This window comes from Synechococcus sp. UW140 (genome assembly GCF_900474295.1).
Taxonomy (GTDB): Bacteria; Cyanobacteriota; Cyanobacteriia; order PCC-6307; family Cyanobiaceae; genus Synechococcus_C.
This window is the reverse complement of sequence record NZ_UCOB01000023.1, coordinates 99,114-115,453: the sequence shown is the minus strand read 5'-3', so window position 1 is coordinate 115,453 and position 16,340 is coordinate 99,114. Positions and strand designations below refer to the sequence as shown.

The following is a 16,340-nucleotide window of genomic DNA, read 5'->3' as shown; positions in this document are numbered from 1 at the left end:
GGGTTTTTTGTTGCCTGCAGCGACCAGCACAAAGCGCTATTGCGTATCATTATCATCGTGCCGATACGCGCTGATGCGGTTCAGTTTGAACAGTGCCTTCTGGCAACGAACCGCATCACTCTCTTTACCTCTGGCTTCGACACTGAATGGCAACGCCGTGGAGCTGATGACCGCTAATCGCTGGCGATGAGTCAGCCAGCAGGGTCACCACGCCCCTCGAACCGGATCCTGTGGGGACCCAACCGCAGGCTGCTCAGCCTTCTGGCCATGCTGCTGGCAGTGCTGGCGCTGCTCCCCCTGGTCGGGCTGATTGGAGCAGGGCTGCAAGGGATGAGGGATGGGTCCGCCAGCCTGGGCGCCGATGGTGTTGAGCAGATCACCGGCACGATCAGCCTGCTGATCGGCACCACCTTGCTGGGCTCCCTGGTCGGCACTGCCAATGGCTGGCTCCTCGCCAATTGCCGCTTCCCAGGACGTCGACTCCTGCGCATCGCCCAACTGATTCCGCTGGCCACCCCCTCCTACCTCCTCGCCGCCACCCTGGTGGACCTTGGCAGCCCCCATGGTGTGCGCATCTATGGCCTCGGCTGGGGGGTGGTGGTGATGGCACTCTCCACCTATCCCTACGTCTTTCTATTAAGCACGGAAAGTTTCACAATCTGCGGCCGCCGCCAACTGGAGGCCTGTCGCTGCCTTGGCGTCGGCCCCTGGAACAGCTTCTGGCGGATCGCGCTGCCAATGGCAATGCCAGCAATCGGTGCCGGCATTGCCCTCATGGGCATGGAGGTAGTGAATGAACTTGGCGCTGTGCGTCTCCTCGGCATCCCCAGCCTCTCCTCCGGAATCCTCCAGGCCTGGGAAACGGAGGGCAACCCTGCCGGTGCTGTTGGTCTGGCCCTGATCACTCTTTGCATCGTGATGGTGCTGCTGGGAGGAGAGCGTCGGATGCGTCGGCGCAGTCGGCGCTGGTCAGAAGGAGTCGCCGGAGGCGAATCCCCGGCTTGGCCCCTGCATGGAGGCCGGGCGATCACAGCACAGCTGCTTGGCTCCATTCCACCCCTGCTGAGCCTGGGGACTCCTCTGCTCTGGGCCGGCATGAACGTTGACCAACTCGAACAAGGGATCTCTCCCGAACTGCTGCTGCTCACGGGGCGAAGCTTCGGCCTAGCCCTTGCCGCCGCCGGGCTTGCAATCGTTGCAGCCCTGCTGCTTTCAATCGCCAAACGCTGGAGCCAATCCCGCTGGCTCCAAAGCCTCACCTTCCTCGCTGGCATGGGCTATGCGATCCCAGGCGTCGTGCTGGCCTTAGCCCTGCTACTGCTCGGCGGGCCATGGCAACTGGCCCCACTCCTGCTCCTGCTCTGGGGGTACAGCGATCGCTTTCTGGCCGTCGCCAAAGGGGGGCTCGACGCCGCCTTGGAACGACTCTCCCCCAGCCTCGACGAGGCGGCCACCGGCCTCGGCTGTCGATGGCCTGATGTGCTGCAACGCATTCATTTACCACTGCTGCGCGGCCCGCTTGCTGTGGGTGGCTTACTGGTGTTCGTCGACACCGTGAAAGAACTACCGCTCACCTTGTCCTTACGCCCCTTCGACTTCGACACGCTGTCAGTGCGGGTGTATCAGTACGCCAGCGATGAGCGTCTGGCGGCAGCGCTATGGCCAACGCTCATGATTCTGGCCCTCGGCCTGATGGCATCTCTGGCTCTGGTGCCAGGTCTCGACCACAGCCCCAAGGATCAGAACCCAGTCAAAGATTGACCGTCTCGGCGCTGCACCGCCACCACCCCCGGCCGTGGTGGACGAGCTGGTGCCTGGGCTGGCCAGTTTGACCCCAATGGCACCGTGCGTAACTGCTTGATCGGCTGGCCATCGCTGTCCTGAACCTGATGGACCTGCACAACCTCAGCCCCTTGAAGGCGACGGCCATTGCGCTCACCTGGATGCTGAACGGCCAGGAACAAACTGCGCTCCTGAGCATCAAGGCTGAGGCCGCAGAGTTCCGATTCCATCGGAGCAATCGCGAAAGAGGCTGCCAGCTCCGCGCTGCCTTGTGCAGCACGGGGAATGAACCAGCAAGTGTTATTACCGAAGACCTCAGCGTCTTGGCCGACGTGATCGGTCACAACCCAAAGGTTCCCGCCGCGATCGATTGCAAGGTTGTCGGGATTGGAGAATCCCAGCCCTCCGCACCAGGGTTCCCCCCCGGTCGCAGCCATGCGCCAACGAAAGCGGCAACCATCCACCTCACTGATCCGCATCACCCAGCCATGCGACCAGTTGGCTTGGCCATTAGGCCCTCGAAAAATCGCTGGATCGGCTCCGCCCTGACCATCGGCAGTCCCTGAGGTGAAGGCCACCAGCAGGTCACCGCTGATCGGATCGAGTTCGGTGTCTTCGGGGCGCGCCGTCGGCGTAGCCCCGATCGCACTCGCGGCGAGATGGGCATCCACCAAGATGGCCCCCTGCAAGGCGTCGCCTTTGCCCAGGTAGAGGCTGGCCAAATCAGGGTAAAGGCGGGCATAAGCGGCCACGGCCTCATCGTCACGAAAGAGCTCTTCACCCGCTTGGCTTCGATCGGAATGGGGCAAGGCAAGCGGACAGTCGATCCCCGCCGCCGCATACGCGCTCGGGAGAAAAGGCCGCACAGACGTGTCGGGACGCAAAGGCAGCCACTCCCCACTGCCATCGGGACTGAAGCGGGCCACCTGCAGCTCACCCTTCTCCAGCAAGCGCGAATTGGACGGATCCTGAGGCGAACCCAGCCGTTCCGCACTGACATAGCGATAGAGATGCCCCCCACGGCGATCACAGCCCGAATACACCTGCAGGTATTCACCGGCCACAGCCCGCACCGCCACAGCTTCGTGGCGAAAGCGCCCAAGAGCGGAATGTTTCAGCACGGTTGAGTGCGGATCTAGCGGATCAATTTCCACCATCCAGCCGTACTTGTTGCCGGCGAGACCATAGACATTGCCCAGCCCCTTGAGACGCCCCTCCCGACACTCAAAGGGGCAAGCCTGCAGTGCCTGGGCACTGCCATCGGCATACACCCCCTCTGGCACTTGAACCTGAAAGTTTTCCTCGGCACTGAGCACCGTGCCCCAGGGGGTCATGCCTCCGGCGCAGTTCGCGAAGGTGCCGATCACAGCGGTACCAAGTCCATCGTCGTAACCAATCCGGCTAGAGGCCGAGAACACCGCCTGGGCAGGACCTGTGGTCTGAAGACAACGCTCCGGCTTGTACCAACCAGCCAGACCATCAATACGGCGCTCACGAGGATCCAGATGCCGCGTCCACACCCCCTGAGCCGACCGGCGCAGGTGAATCACCCCGATTCCCAGATCAGCCATGGCCTGATCACTCACAGCCCGAATCAGATCCAAAAGCGGATCATCAGACTCCAGGGCACTCGCATCAATCACACCGCCGCGGGACGCCAACGCATCCACCAAGGCTTGCCAGGGCAGCGGTGCAGCGATCACGTCCGCAAAGCCATCCGCCCAGGGCCGAGGGCTGATGTATTCGAAATTGACGCTCAGTAGGGCGCGGTCCGTCCCCAGAGCCACAAAGCCGAGATAGTCGTTGTTGAAGCCAAACCGACCATTGGCAAGCGGGTCTCCCCAAGCCGCGATGAGATCGGCTCGGAACTCCTCAGGCACGACAAGCCGGTCGTCGATACTCACGCGGCGATACACCTCCCTCTGCTCAGCAGTGGAGAGACCATCACTGTGCAGCGGCAAGGGTGTGGCCACGGGCGTGAACGGCCAGGAGGGCCCAGTCGAGGTCGACAAGGCAGAAGCCACTCCTTCCTCAGTCGACTGAGAGAGCACCAGGCCCGCACTGCCAAGACCGAGCAGGCTGAGCGCCGAACGGCGATGCATGACGAGGAGCCAACACGGTGACCCAGCTTCGCTGAAGGGGGTTGAAGTTGTCGTCGCTCACGGCTACAAGAGTGCGCCGTCCGTCCGGAAGCCGCGGCCCCCAGGCCAATCCCTCCCAATTATCCGCCGGCAGACCAGCATCGAGAAGATCCCATCCAACGAGCGGCTGGAGCACCGGAGCGCCGGAATGAAGCACTAACCGCCCCCCCCACTGGGCAGGAGGCTGATAACGACGCACCAGAGCAAGAACACCGGGGTGATCCTGCAAGGCCAGCAATTCGGTCAGACCTTGCCCCATGGACGATGAACGAACGGCAGGTCCAATCGGGAGAGACCCGAGCTCGCTCCAGCCTCCATCCAGGCTGAACGCAGCAAGCCGAACCTGATCGAAACCAACGGCAGACTTGTCCTGAAGCAAGGGTGCTTCCGCTGCAACGAGCAGGGAACCATCCGCACGAGAGGTGAGAGATTCCGGTCCCTTATTGGTCGCCAGCCCAAAGCCATCGGAAAACTGCCAGGTCCGAGGCAGATCCCATTGCTGCTCAAGGCGTCCGTCCCGCAGAGACACCCGCAGAAGCTGAGCCGGACGATCGTGTTGCCGGTGACCTTCGCTGACGATCCAGGCCTGGTCGCCTCGCATCACCAGCCCCTCTGCATCGAGACGCACCGGCAACGGTTTGCCTTGTGACCTGCGCAGCATGAGCCTCAGCCCCATCTCCAGAGGCCGGCCGGTTTGAATCCAACGGGCCAAGCCCCGAACCGGCACCAGATGCCCCTGAGGCGCATCACTGAGCAACCAGAGCTTGTCATCATCAGCCGCATACGCCGCCGCTGAAAACCCACCGAGCGGCTTGCCATCATCCGCCCGTCGAGGCAAGGCCTGCTGCCGCACCAGCTCCCAACCTGCCGATAGCGGGCAAGGGAGAGCGTCAGTCCAGGACGGCAGATCCACGGCGGTCATCGGTCCCATCCTGAAGCCAGCTTTGCAAGCGAAGCGGCTCCCAGGCTGGCGGACCAGAGGGGTGTTCAACGCTTCGCAGACGCATCCTCGGCCCTCGCAGCACCGATGAAGGGCCATGGAGCCCGCTGATCCAGGAACACCGCTCCCGCCGCCAACACGTCGGCCAAGGTCACCACCAATCGGTAACTGAGGGCGACGGCGAGCAGCGGGGCTTCAGCGACAAAACCACTCAGTCGCAGCAGCAGGATCGCTTCAAACACCCCAAGGCCTCCTGGGGCCGCAGGAACAACCAAGCCAACCGTCCAGGCCAGGGAGAACCCTGCCAGCCAGATCCCGAGAGGGTGCCCCTCGCCGAGACCGAACGTTTGCACACAACACCAGAATCCGGCGAACCGGAAGAGCACAAACCCCATCTCCATCGCGAGGGGCCACCAGGGGTAACCGCCCCGACCACTACCGAGAGTGTTGGGATCAAGAGGGGCCAGCGTGTCTGCATCGGCCCGATTGATCTGCTTCCATTTGGCCCGCTCCAGCCTCTTCAGCAGCGGCTCCCGGAAACGGGGAAGAAGCACAACGGACGGCAGAACACACAACAGTGCCAACCCTGTTTGCCAACCACCAAATGGCACCCAGAGCAGGGCTGCTACAGCCATCACCAGCGGCTCCAGCAACACCGACACCAAAGCTCGGTTGGCACCGAGGCTGGGCTGCAGGGTGCGCAGGCGATCGACGAAATGCCAGACGCCTCCGGGCAGGTACTTGAGCAGATTGGTGCGCAGATGCAGAGGCACGAGCGCCAGGGATTCACGTCCATGGCCCAGCCAATCCACCAGCACCCGCCAGGCCAGGGCATTCACCACCAGACTCATCCAGCTGAAGGCCAAACCCAGCAGCAGCCACCACCATCCCCGGGCACTGATCGACAGGTCGCTCAGACCAGCGATGTGGCCGGACAGGGCCCAGCCCACGAAGCCAAAACTGGCAAGCGTGACCCAGAGCCGAAGTCCGCCCGGCAGCTGCAGCTTCACAGCGACCAATCCTCGAGAGGTCTGAAGCGATCGGCCTGCGACAACACTGTCATCCGCACCTGTTCGATCGAGGCTTCTGCCTGCAGGCTGACACGACGCAATTCGTCGTGTTCCACTTTGAGCGTGGTGTGTCCACCTGGCCTGCGCACCTGCTTCACACGCACATCACCCCAGGGAGATGGGCAGAGCCCCATCCTTCGCCAAAGCAGCCAACGGCCCTGACGCCGTTCACGCAAGCCCAGACTGGGACCCTGCCCAAACCAAACAGCCCTCAACGCCGCGGCCCGGTCTGGGAGGAGCAGCGCCGTCATCGCCACGCCCTGGCGGGCTTTGTGCATCAACGCAGGTGTGGTGACCACCTCAAGCGCACCCGCCTGGCGCAAGCTTTCCGCAAGATGGGCAAGGTCTTCAGCGGAAGCATCATCGATCCAGGCTTCCTGAACCACGAGCTCTTGCCAAGCCAGATTCTGCTGTTCCGGTGGGGCCTTTGGCTCACCCAGCTCCCGTGTCTGTACAGGCATCTCATCCACTCGCAACAGGCGGAGAAGATTGGGACGATCGAGTTGACGGTGTCCTAGCCCAACCCCAATCGCCTCCACCACGAGGTCACCGGGCTCTTCGAACCCCTCTGCCAAGACCGCCATCAGGGCCAACCCCGTTGGCGTGGTGAGTTCACCGCTGGGGAGAGCAGGGCCTGATCGCAGCGGCACCCTGTGCTTTCGGGCCAGTTCCAAGACAGCCGGTACCGGGACGGGAAGGCATCCATGGGCGGTCTGAACGGTTCCCCGACCCGCAGGCGGTGCAAGACACAGCAGTCGCTTCGGCGCCATGAATGTGATGGCAGCACACACACCCACCACATCCACAAGGCTGTCGATCGCCCCCACTTCATGGAAATGAACCTGCTCCGGGGAGCTGCCATGCACGGCCGCCTCAGCATCTGCGAGGGCAGAGAACACCGCCAGCACGCGAGTCTTGAGCAAGGGATCCAAAGCGGCCTCAGTGATCTGCAAGCGCAGGTCCCGCCAGTGACGATGCTCTGCTGCTGCATTGGCCTCCACCTCGAGCTGGAGTCCTCGCAGGCCTCCATTCGTGCTCTCCTCCACCACCAAGCGATAGGCCTCGCCGAGGCCGAGGGCTGCCAATGGTTGATGGATCACCTCCGGAGGCACCCCCAAATCCAGACAGGCCGCGAGCAGCATGTCGCCCGCGAGACCCGTGGGGCAGTCGACCACAAGGGTGCTCATCCGGCTTCAACCGCCTCGGACTGGGGCGATGACAGGAGCTGTTCCGCCAGCTGTTCCAGCCGGGGCTTCTCTTGTCGCAACCACTGATCCACCTCCCGGCGCGCCCGCCTCTGCTCCCGTTGGGCGGTGTCGACGTCATGACCAGACAGACCCCAAAGACGACCGAGCAGAGCAGAATCATCCGCACCTCCACGGGCTGAGCCATACAGGAGGGTTTCCGCCACGATGCCGGCCTGCAGCACCCGACTCCAGCGCCTGAGGTCTTCCAGTGGCATGCGCGCACTGTCAGGAATCACGAATTCGGTCGCACCGTTGCTACGGACTCCAGCCTGAAGGCAGGCCTTGGTGCCGACGAGCACACGCTTAACAGGCAACGCATTCTCCTGAGCCAGCAGCAGATGACCCGCCTCATGGCAAGCAATCCGACGTAATCGGGCCCGGCCGCCGGGCAAGGCCTCTGCCAGCAAGTGCCCCCCCAGCCCTTGCCACTGGGAAGCATCCACAGTGAGACCAACCAGCAGACCGATCACGCCCACGGCGATCCAGGCCGGGGAGATTCCCACGAGAGGGCCGAAAACACCCACCAGCGTGGCCCCGCCCACAACCACTCCAGCAGTACCGCTCGACACCGCACCCTGCGACTGAGGACGTTCAGGGGGCGAAGAAGGCTCCATCAGGCCTCGGCCCTACGACCTCGCCCCTTCCCTCCCCGACCCTTGCCGCCGCGGGTGGGCATCGGCGCAATCGCCTCACAGTGTTCAACCTGCAAATCCTGACCCTGACGTCGCACATCGAGGCTGACGAAATGTCGCAGCTGATCAAGCGGGAGCTCACCCTTGAGCTGCAGCTTGAAAGGGAGCGGGCGACTTCCATCCGCTCGGGGCTGCTGGCGCACCTTGACCACAAGGTCCCCACTTTCGGGCCGCGTAAAGATCAGCTCACCGCGGATGGAGAAAAAATCATCTCCCTCCGGCAGGGTGTCGTGCACCGGCTCCGCCTCGGCGACTGGCGACAGATCGGTGCGATCGAGAGTGCTCGGCTCCCAGATCCCAGCAATCTGAAGATGCAGATGGCCGCCATCGCGGGAGCGGGGGTACACCACCCAAAGATGAGGCTGCTCCATCGCCAGGTGACGACGCATCAGGGTGAGCATCCGGCCGAGAACCACGGCCTCCAGTTCCTGCCCCTGGTCATCGACCAGCACCCCTCGGGTCAGCTGCTCATCAGACTCGGGTCGGTAGGTGCCGCGGACAACGCCGATGGCCCGGTATTGCAACGGTTCAGTGACCGGGGAAATCGGATGGTCGCGCATCAGTCAGAAAGGGCATGCAGTGGCCCGCAACAAACTCTAGCCAGCATTGGTGATGCCCCCCAGACTGATCGGACCTGGCGGGGAAAGGACGAAATCGGTGGCAGGACACAAGCGCTGGTGGCTGGGGGGTGGACTGGTGGTCGCTCTGGGAGTGGGGTGGCTGCTGAGTGAGCTGATGAATGGTCAGTCCACGCCATCACCCAGCCGGATCGAAGTGGATCGTCAGGTGAGTGCACTGCTCAGCAGACGTGAGCAGGAGCCCCTAAGTACAGCCGACGAGCGGCGTCTGATCGAACGTCTTCTGGCCCTCGGACGACTCCCTGAAACCATCGTGCTGGTTGAGGAACAGCTGGCAGCCCAGCCCAAGGCCTGGCGCTGGCGCCTACTCCTGAGCCAGCTGCACCTGCGCAACGGCAATACCAAGGCAGCCGAGACGCAGCTGCTGATCCTCATGCGTCTTCAACCGAATGAGCTTGAGGTGCTGCAGACGCTGGCCTTGCTACGCATGCAGCAGGGCCGTCCCCTGGAGGCAGTGAAGACAGTGCAGTCAGCCCTGAGCGCCAGCCCCAAACAGGAACGGATGCCGATCGGCCTTCTGCTGGCCGACCTTCAACGACAAAGTGGTTCTGCTAACGCTGCCCTAAACACCTATCGACAGCTCAGCAAGGAAGCGCCTCAAGATGCCAGGCCTCTGCTGGCCGAGGCCGTACTCAGACAGGAGCAAGGGGAACGGGAGAGAGCCCTGGCCCTGCTCGAAACAGCACGGCAACGGCAGATGGCAACCAAAACCGATACTCAGGTCCTGGATGCCTTGGCAGCCCGTTGGGGGCTGGTAACGAACCGCGCCAAATCCGTCGGTGACGGAACGACGGCTACTGAACCGAACCCGGGGTCTGCGACTCCCACCCCTTGAGGGCGGCATCGATGGCGTCGGAGGGATCCGTGGCATCGTCCATTGACGTGGCCTGACGCAACCGGTTGAGCAGATCCATCGGATTGGTTGCATCGAGCACCGAACCCTTGGGTTTACCGGGTTCCGTGTTGTAAATCTCCTGCTCAGCTGGAGTCTGGTAGCCAGACAGCGGAGCCTGAGCCTGGGCAGCACCTGCTCCACTCAACGCCACAGCCATGGCGATCACAGCAACGCGTCGTGGGATCGGCAGCATCGTCTGACTCCGGAGGGAGATCAATGCTAAGGGTCACCAACGATGGAAGGAACCCCATGCTGATTGCCAGCTGGAACGTCAACTCCGTACGCACCCGTCTGGAGCATGTGCTGGCCTGGCTGGAGCACACCCAGCCGGATCTTCTCTGCTTACAAGAAACCAAAGTGGATGACCCCCTCTTTCCTGCAGAGGCATTCGAATCGAGCGGCTATCAGCTGAGTTTCCATGGTCAGAAGGCCTACAACGGCGTGGCCATGCTGAGCCGCGAGCCACTCGACGATGTGCGCAAAGGCTTCATCGGTGAACTGGCGGAGGATGGCGAAGCCCTGCAACTCGGAGAGCAGAAACGGGTCATTAGCGCTCTGATCGACGGTGTGCGCGTGGTGAACCTTTATGTGCCGAACGGATCGTCACTCACGTCAGAAAAATATCCCTACAAACTGCGTTGGCTGGCCTGCCTCAAGCGTTATCTCGAAGCAGCACGGACGCGAGACGAACCCCTCTGTGTGGTTGGGGACTTCAACATTGCGATGGAAGCCCGTGACATCCATGACCCTGAGCGTCTGAGCGGAGGGATCATGGCCAGCGACGCCGAACGGGAGGCCTTGCACCAAGCCCTCGGCGACAGCATGAACGACGTGTTCCGCGTGTTCGAACCTGATGCGGGTCACTGGAGTTGGTGGGATTACCGAAGCGGCGCCTGGAACCGTGACAGCGGCTGGCGTATCGACCACATTTATCTCTCCGACGACTTGCTCAGCACGGCACGAGGCTGCGTGATCGACAAGCAGGAACGAGGCCGAGAGCAGCCCAGCGACCATGCACCAGTGGTGGTGGATCTCTGTTGGCCTCCGGCAGAGGAGGAGGAAGAGGACGACTGGGAATGAACTGTTCTGAACCACGCCCCTGGCTGGGGTTGGTTCAGAAGGCGACCACAGAGGGATCGGCCGGAAGCGTCACAACCTTGCGGGAGGCCTCTGCACAGCTGGTGGGGGTGGGAAAGATCTTGCCGGGGTTCGCCAGTCCCTCGGGGTCAAACGCCAGCCGCAGTCGGCGCATGGTGGCCAGATCATCAGGTGAGAACATCCAGTCGAGATAACAGCGCTTATCGGCGCCCACACCGTGCTCACCGGTGATGCTGCCCCCCACCGCCAGGCACTCACGCAAGATCGCCGCACCGAGCTCTTTGACACGGGCATCAACGCCGGGCTCATCACGGCTGTAGAGAATCAATGGATGCAGATTTCCGTCGCCGGCATGGAAAACATTGGCGACAGGAAGACCATGGTCACGGCTGAGGTCCTCGATTGCGGAGAGCACCTGAGGCAGGCTGCTGCGAGGAACCACTCCGTCCTGCACGTAATAGGTAGAGGAGATCTGGCCAACAGCGGCAAAGGCGGACTTGCGCCCCTTCCACAACAGAGCCCGATCGGCCGCCTCATCGGCCCGGCGCACGCCGCGGGCTCCGGCATCACGGCAGAGCTGAGCAGCACGGTCTGCCGCGACAGCCACTTCTGCGGCCTGGCCATCGAGTTCGACCAACAACACCGCCGCCGCATCACGGGGGTATTCGTCGTGCCCGAACAGGTCGTTCACCGCATTGATCATGAAGTTGTCCATGATCTCCATCCCCGCAGGCAGCACTCCTGCAGCGGTGACCAGCCGAACCGCCTCTCCTGCCGCTTCCATCGTGGGGAAATCAGCCAGCAGCACACTCACTCGCTCCGGAGCCCGCAAGAGGCGCAAGGTAATGGCCGTGGCGATGCCGAGCGTGCCTTCACTACCGATGAAGGCACCACGCAGATCCAGCTCAGGACACTCCACCAAATCGGCCCCGAGATGGGTGACGCTGCCATCAGGAAGGACCACTTCCATACCCAGGACGTGGTTGCTGGTCACGCCGTATTTCAAGCAATGCACGCCACCGGAGTTCTCGGCCACGTTGCCGCCGATGCTGCATACCACCTGGCTTGAGGGATCCGGGGCGTAATAGAACCCTTCCCCCGCCACCGCTCGGGTGACCCAGCTATTGATCACCCCCGGCTGAACCGTGATCGTCTGATTCGGCAGGTCAAGAGCAAGAATCTGCCGCATCCGGCTGGTGACAACCAACAACGCCTCCTGCTCGGTCACGGCCCCCCCGGACAAGCCTGTGCCACTGCCGCGAGCGACGAAGGGCACGCCGTGATCGCGACAGCAACGCAGCGTGGCCGCCACCTGATCCGTCGTGCGTGGCAACACCGCCAGAGGGGGCTGATGACGGTCAATCGTTAAACCATCACAGTCGTACGCCAGCAATTCCTGACGTTTGCGCACCAGAGCATCAGACGGGAGGATCCGGCTGAGATCTCTGTCCAGAGCTGCCCAGTCGTGGGTCAAGGGGCCCAAATTCGCTTCATGCAACTCTGACAGAACCGGAGCTGAAGCAGCAGGGCCAGGTTCACAGTTCAGTCGCAAGTGACCATTTTGAGTCAGGATGCTTCACGGTTTGCATCTGCCCCTTGGCATCCGTCCCCGTGACAGCTCCCACCCTGAACACCAGCCACTCCCAGGCCATCTTCAGTGCTGCCCAGAGCCTGATGCCCGGTGGCGTGAGCTCGCCGGTGCGGGCGTTCAAGTCGGTGGGCGGCCAGCCGATCGTCTTTGACAGGGTCAAAGGTCCCTACGCATGGGACGTCGATGGCAACAAATACATCGATTACATCGGCAGCTGGGGGCCGGCCATTTGTGGCCATGCCCATCCAGAGGTGATCAGCGCCCTCCAAGAAGCGATTGAGAAGGGCACCAGCTTCGGGGCACCCTGCGCCTTGGAAAACACCCTGGCAGAAATGGTGATCGACGCTGTCCCCAGCGTTGAGATGGTGCGTTTCGTCAACAGTGGAACCGAGGCCTGCATGGCCGTTCTGCGCCTGATCCGTGCCTTCACCGGTCGTGACAAGGTGATCAAATTCGAGGGGTGCTACCACGGGCACGCCGACATTTTCTTGGTGAAGGCTGGTTCCGGTGTTGCCACCCTCGGACTCCCAGACTCCCCTGGAGTACCGCGCAGTACGACCGCCAACACCCTGACCGCCCCTTACAACGACCTTGAGGCCGTCAAACAACTGTTTGCCGAGAACCCAGACGCCATCTCCGGCGTGATTCTCGAGCCCATCGTCGGCAATGCTGGATTCATCACCCCCGAGCCAGGCTTCCTGGAAGGACTGCGAGAGATCACCAAAGAAAACGGTGCTCTGCTGGTGTTCGACGAGGTGATGACAGGCTTCCGCATCAGCTATGGCGGAGCCCAAGCCCACTTCGGTGTGACGCCTGACCTGACCACGATGGGCAAGGTCATTGGTGGAGGCCTCCCCGTGGGTGCCTATGGCGGACGCAAGGAGATCATGGAAATGGTCGCTCCTGCTGGCCCCATGTACCAGGCCGGAACCCTCAGCGGCAATCCCCTGGCCATGACGGCTGGCATCAAGACACTTGAGCTGCTCAAGCAACCTGGCAGCTACGACAAGCTCACCGCCACGACCGAAAAGCTGATTGCAGGGATCAAAGCTGCTGCTTCGGAAGCGGGGCTGCCGATCACAGGGGGCAGCATCGGAGCCATGTTCGGCTTCTTCCTGTGTGAAGGCCCTGTTCGCAATTTTGAAGAAGCCAAAGCAACCGACGCCGAGCGTTTCGGCAAGCTGCATCGCGCCATGCTCGAACGTGGTGTTTACCTCGCCCCTAGCGCCTTTGAAGCTGGCTTCACCTCCCTGGCCCACAGCGATGGTGATATCGAGGCCACCATTCAGGCCTTCCGCGACAGCTTCGCCGCCATTGCCTAAGCCTTTCCAACCACAGCCATGACCTGCAGGTGCACGGTTCAGCGAGTGCTGGCCGGCCTGACAGGTCTTTTTTTTGCCGGATTCCAACCACAGGCTGCGGCCGCAAGCCCGATGCAGTCCTGGCTGGGGCTTCCCGAGTGGGTGGACTTCGATGTTGACTACACCGCACAACCGATGGCGGGGCTTCTGGGTGGCTTGAATCCAGCGGCTACGAGCTGGATTCAAGCCACCGTGCTCAACCTGACACTCAGCACCGGAATTGAAAAAGCAGCACAAGACTGGTCGGAATTCGACCACTGGCAGCTCAATCTGGAGCTCAGTCACTATGCGGGCAATCAGACTTTTGCTAACGAGCTTGGTGCAGAATTTGCACTACAAGAGCTGTCATATCCAGACGGAACTTGGATCAGTGAATCCAGCATTCGCCGCAATCGTGGCACGAGCTGGTGGAGTGCGGAGGTCGGATTAATCTCACTCAATCCTGATTTCCTGGTCACACCAGCTACGAACAACTACATCAACTCCAGCTTCAACAACACGCTCAATCTTCTAATCGAGGGGCTGCCAATTGATCCGTTTGTCGCACCTGGAGTGCGATTCAGCGTGCATACAACTGCACTTGGAGATGCGAGCTATGGCTACTTCAATCTGGGCAAGGAAACCAACATCGCCGCAAGCCTGGGTGTCAACCCCGAACAACCTGATCTGCGCGGGAGTGTTCAGGTTGCGCAATGGAGCATGAACCCTTTACCAGCACGCACAGACCTGCTGGAGCCCATTGAGATCGGCAGCAGCAACAGCCATGTGGCGCGACAGCTCCCCCCACCAGCCGTCCAATTAGGAGGATTGCTAGCCAACACGCAACTGCTGACAGAGAACGCCTCTGACATCGGCGACGGGGTCAATCGCGTGGCCTACGCATCCATCACCTGGCCAATGGATCTACCCATCGGCCAGGACAACAGAGTGTGGATCGCAGGCGCCCTAGGTCTCGACTCTGCCAACAACCCAATACCAAGCTTTGCTGAAGCCGGCTGGCTTTCTCAGGGTCCCGTACCGCATCGCCCACTTGATGTGCTCGCCTTAGGCATCAGCCGCAGCAGCTTCAGCCCAACACTGATGCCCCAACAAAGCTTTGAAGGCGTGATTGAACTGAACTATGCGATCTGGATCTCCCAACACGTTCAGTTGCAACCCCTGATGCAATGGATTCTCAATCCATCTGGTCGTGGTTCCGTGCCTGGGATCTGGGCGACGGGGTTGCAGCTGAACCTGAATCTTTAAGCCGTTGATGCCCGAAAGTACGGACCGGTTGGTCCAGCCTCAACGAAGCACACCAACGCAAGCAGTGGCATGAGAAAGTAGCCGCGGTTCTTCGATGCCCCTTGGTCTACACCTTCAACTCTGGGGCCCACCACCCAATCGGTGCGCTCGCCATCATCAGCGTGCTTGCGAGCGGAATCACGTGTCCGATAAGCAGCGCTCAAGCCGAGACGGTGGAGCTGATCCTACGCAATGGTGACAGCCTCAAAGGCACCATCGTCAAGGAAGAGAGCAATGGAGACGTCACCGTACTGATCCATCCGGACCTTGGACGCATGGAGATCAAGACCGCAGCGCTCAAGCCCCGTACCACCAGGCCCTGGAGCGCCAGTCTCTCCGCCGGTGTCAACAGCTCCAACACTGACAATGACCTTTCCGCTGGCGGAGCACTAACACTGTCTGCGAAGTACAAGCAGAACAAGGACGAGCTGGCCTTCAATGGCCAGGCCCATTACGACGTTTCTCGCGATGTCGGAGAAACCGAGAACAGTGTCGACACCAACGAGGGAAATGCCGAACTGCGCTACTCCCGCCAACTCAAGGGTGACCTCAGCGCCTACATCTCCAGCCGCTACAACTACGACACGCTCAATTCAATCGGAACCGACACCGTGGTCGGCTCGATCGGACTGGGCCTTGATGTGGTTAAAACGCCAACCACCGTGGTGAACCTGTCGATCGGCCCATCACTGCAACAGCTCTGGGGTGGTTCAGGCTGCATCAATGATCCGGTCTGCGGCAACCTCTACGCCGCCAGCACAGCACGTGCTCACATGGAATGGAAACCCAACAAAAACATCAAGCTGAGTCTCACCAACCAGTTCACCGGGGCCTATGTGAATGGGCTCTCGCCGAGCAATACATTTTCCGGAACCCTGAAGGTATTCCCAACGGGAAATCAGTCCTTTTTTACCTCATTCAGCGCCCAGACCATTTACAACTCACTCCAAACACCACAAATCAACAACAGCATGTCGATTCAACTCGGAACCGAATTGAAGTAATCAAATCAAGCCCTAGCCTTCACCCTCTTAAACCCGCTTCTAAAAGACTTTCAGAAAAAACTACAAGAATGCTAGCTGTATCTATTTCTTCTTGCCGTCAAGCAAATCAATCAATCCTTGCAACTTTTCGATCGATTCCCGCACCGCAGCCGCCTCAGGCATGGTTCCGTCCTCCATCACTGCAAGGTGCATCTCCTTGCACATATTGCGTAATTGCTGAATTCTCTGCTTGACGTCGGCTTTCTTTTCAGCTGCAGTCGGCATTGAAATCCAAGCAATTTCGGCATCTTACCATTTACTGCATGGAAACATGAGGCGATTCTGCCGATGGCGCGTGACATCCCAGCCCAGGAGCAGACACGCAAGTGGTTCCGCAGCCATCTGCTTGGCCGCGAACTGGAATTGCAGGAGCTGTACGACCTAGCCCCTGGAGAGCTGGATCTGCTGATGGCGGAAACAGCGGAGATCCGCTCCGACCTCGAAAACAAAGCCCGTAGCCATGGCCGGTGGTGCACCGCCGGCTACGTGCTTCAACTGGCTCGGATCATCGATGCACGCCGCGATGCCGAGTAAAGGATTCACAGGGATGATGCAGAC

The 16,340-nt window shown here is 61.2% G+C and carries 16 protein-coding genes; 7 read left to right on the top strand and 9 right to left on the bottom strand.

Going from position 1 to position 16,340, the window contains the following annotated elements; all coding sequences use genetic code 11:
- Nucleotides 1–186: 186 nt before the first annotated feature.
- A complete protein-coding gene (locus DXY10_RS08945) occupies nucleotides 187–1,761 on the top strand; it encodes an iron ABC transporter permease (protein WP_115018613.1) in 1,575 nt (524 codons plus the stop codon).
- On the opposite strand, the gene DXY10_RS08940 is transcribed toward DXY10_RS08945, so the two are convergent.
- The 6 genes from DXY10_RS08940 to DXY10_RS08915 all read right to left on the bottom strand — a co-directional run bounded on the left by DXY10_RS08940 (nucleotide 1,740) and on the right by DXY10_RS08915 (nucleotide 8,432).
- Nucleotides 1,740–3,884: a PhoX family phosphatase gene (locus DXY10_RS08940; RefSeq protein ID WP_115018611.1), complete on the bottom strand. Its 2,145-nt coding sequence runs from the start codon at nucleotides 3,882–3,884 to the stop codon at nucleotides 1,740–1,742. The two genes, DXY10_RS08945 and DXY10_RS08940, sit on opposite strands and share 22 nt — an antisense overlap.
- Nucleotides 3,814–4,845, bottom strand: a complete 1,032-nt coding sequence (locus DXY10_RS08935; RefSeq protein WP_244282181.1) for an esterase-like activity of phytase family protein — start codon at nucleotides 4,843–4,845, stop codon at nucleotides 3,814–3,816. Before DXY10_RS08935 ends, DXY10_RS08940 begins: the two co-directional genes overlap by 71 nt.
- A gap of 65 nt (nucleotides 4,846–4,910) precedes the next feature.
- On the bottom strand, nucleotides 4,911–5,873 hold the full coding sequence (locus tag DXY10_RS08930) for a lysylphosphatidylglycerol synthase domain-containing protein (RefSeq protein ID WP_115018609.1): 963 nt from the start codon (nucleotides 5,871–5,873) through the stop codon (nucleotides 4,911–4,913).
- Nucleotides 5,870–7,120, bottom strand: a complete 1,251-nt coding sequence (locus DXY10_RS08925; protein ID WP_115018608.1) for a LarC family nickel insertion protein — start codon at nucleotides 7,118–7,120, stop codon at nucleotides 5,870–5,872. Before DXY10_RS08925 ends, DXY10_RS08930 begins: the two co-directional genes overlap by 4 nt.
- Nucleotides 7,117–7,794 (bottom strand): hypothetical protein, encoded by a 678-nt coding sequence (locus DXY10_RS08920; protein WP_115018606.1) that lies wholly within the window; start codon nucleotides 7,792–7,794, stop codon nucleotides 7,117–7,119. The genes DXY10_RS08925 and DXY10_RS08920 overlap by 4 nt, the downstream gene beginning before the upstream one ends.
- Nucleotides 7,794–8,432: a hypothetical protein gene (locus DXY10_RS08915; protein ID WP_115018604.1), complete on the bottom strand. Its 639-nt coding sequence runs from the start codon at nucleotides 8,430–8,432 to the stop codon at nucleotides 7,794–7,796. The genes DXY10_RS08920 and DXY10_RS08915 overlap by 1 nt, the downstream gene beginning before the upstream one ends.
- A 97-nt stretch (nucleotides 8,433–8,529) precedes the next feature.
- Between DXY10_RS08915 and DXY10_RS08910 the strand changes: the two genes are divergently transcribed.
- The gene (locus DXY10_RS08910; protein WP_206749695.1) at nucleotides 8,530–9,345 is read left to right on the top strand and encodes a lipopolysaccharide assembly protein LapB; all 816 of its coding nucleotides are present in this window, start codon (nucleotides 8,530–8,532) and stop codon (nucleotides 9,343–9,345) included.
- Here the strand turns inward: DXY10_RS08910 and DXY10_RS08905 are convergent.
- Nucleotides 9,305–9,598 carry a hypothetical protein gene (locus DXY10_RS08905; protein ID WP_244282180.1) on the bottom strand — a complete coding sequence of 98 codons (294 nt, stop codon included), beginning with the start codon at nucleotides 9,596–9,598 and terminating at the stop codon, nucleotides 9,305–9,307. The genes DXY10_RS08910 and DXY10_RS08905 overlap by 41 nt on opposite strands.
- A gap of 56 nt (nucleotides 9,599–9,654) precedes the next feature.
- Between DXY10_RS08905 and xth the strand changes: the two genes are divergently transcribed.
- Complete coding sequence (gene xth / locus DXY10_RS08900) at nucleotides 9,655–10,485, top strand: exodeoxyribonuclease III (protein ID WP_115018815.1); 831 nt, start codon at nucleotides 9,655–9,657, stop codon at nucleotides 10,483–10,485.
- Nucleotides 10,486–10,519: 34 nt separating this feature from the next.
- Here the strand turns inward: xth and DXY10_RS08895 are convergent, their stop codons facing one another.
- Entirely contained in the window at nucleotides 10,520–11,977 is a 1,458-nt protein-coding gene (locus DXY10_RS08895) for an FAD-linked oxidase C-terminal domain-containing protein (RefSeq protein WP_115018814.1), read from the bottom strand.
- Between the two features lie 137 nt (nucleotides 11,978–12,114).
- Between DXY10_RS08895 and hemL the strand changes: the two genes are divergently transcribed.
- The 3 genes from hemL to DXY10_RS08880 all read left to right on the top strand — a co-directional run bounded on the left by hemL (nucleotide 12,115) and on the right by DXY10_RS08880 (nucleotide 15,743).
- Nucleotides 12,115–13,416 carry a glutamate-1-semialdehyde 2,1-aminomutase gene (gene hemL / locus DXY10_RS08890; RefSeq protein WP_115018601.1) on the top strand — a complete coding sequence of 434 codons (1,302 nt, stop codon included), beginning with the start codon at nucleotides 12,115–12,117 and terminating at the stop codon, nucleotides 13,414–13,416.
- Between the two features lie 18 nt (nucleotides 13,417–13,434).
- Nucleotides 13,435–14,700, top strand: coding sequence for a carbohydrate porin (locus tag DXY10_RS08885; protein WP_244282179.1), 1,266 nt, complete (start codon nucleotides 13,435–13,437; stop codon nucleotides 14,698–14,700).
- Between the two features lie 212 nt (nucleotides 14,701–14,912).
- The gene (locus tag DXY10_RS08880) at nucleotides 14,913–15,743 is read left to right on the top strand and encodes a DUF481 domain-containing protein (RefSeq protein WP_244282178.1); all 831 of its coding nucleotides are present in this window, start codon (nucleotides 14,913–14,915) and stop codon (nucleotides 15,741–15,743) included.
- An 81-nt stretch (nucleotides 15,744–15,824) separates the two neighbouring features.
- Here DXY10_RS08880 and DXY10_RS08875 read toward each other — a convergent pair whose 3' ends face one another.
- Complete coding sequence (locus tag DXY10_RS08875; protein ID WP_115018599.1) at nucleotides 15,825–16,007, bottom strand: hypothetical protein; 183 nt, start codon at nucleotides 16,005–16,007, stop codon at nucleotides 15,825–15,827.
- A gap of 63 nt (nucleotides 16,008–16,070) precedes the next feature.
- Here DXY10_RS08875 and DXY10_RS08870 point away from each other — a divergent pair, with 63 nt between their 5' ends.
- Nucleotides 16,071–16,316, top strand: coding sequence for a hypothetical protein (locus tag DXY10_RS08870; RefSeq protein WP_115018597.1), 246 nt, complete (start codon nucleotides 16,071–16,073; stop codon nucleotides 16,314–16,316).
- The last annotated feature ends 24 nt before the right edge of the window (nucleotides 16,317–16,340 follow it).

Coding starts and splice junctions, on each gene's coding strand:
- DXY10_RS08940 (WP_115018611.1), bottom strand. CDS start 3,884: ATGCATCGCCGTTCGGCGCTCAGCCTGCTCGGTCTTGGCAGTGCGGGC.
- DXY10_RS08885 (WP_244282179.1), top strand. CDS start 13,435: ATGACCTGCAGGTGCACGGTTCAGCGAGTGCTGGCCGGCCTGACAGGT.
- DXY10_RS08920 (WP_115018606.1), bottom strand. CDS start 7,794: ATGGAGCCTTCTTCGCCCCCTGAACGTCCTCAGTCGCAGGGTGCGGTG.
- DXY10_RS08945 (WP_115018613.1), top strand. CDS start 187: ATGAGTCAGCCAGCAGGGTCACCACGCCCCTCGAACCGGATCCTGTGG.
- DXY10_RS08935 (WP_244282181.1), bottom strand. CDS start 4,845: ATGACCGCCGTGGATCTGCCGTCCTGGACTGACGCTCTCCCTTGCCCG.
- DXY10_RS08870 (WP_115018597.1), top strand. CDS start 16,071: ATGGCGCGTGACATCCCAGCCCAGGAGCAGACACGCAAGTGGTTCCGC.
- DXY10_RS08875 (WP_115018599.1), bottom strand. CDS start 16,007: ATGCCGACTGCAGCTGAAAAGAAAGCCGACGTCAAGCAGAGAATTCAG.
- xth (WP_115018815.1), top strand. CDS start 9,655: ATGCTGATTGCCAGCTGGAACGTCAACTCCGTACGCACCCGTCTGGAG.
- DXY10_RS08905 (WP_244282180.1), bottom strand. CDS start 9,598: ATGCTGCCGATCCCACGACGCGTTGCTGTGATCGCCATGGCTGTGGCG.
- DXY10_RS08925 (WP_115018608.1), bottom strand. CDS start 7,120: ATGAGCACCCTTGTGGTCGACTGCCCCACGGGTCTCGCGGGCGACATG.
- DXY10_RS08915 (WP_115018604.1), bottom strand. CDS start 8,432: ATGCGCGACCATCCGATTTCCCCGGTCACTGAACCGTTGCAATACCGG.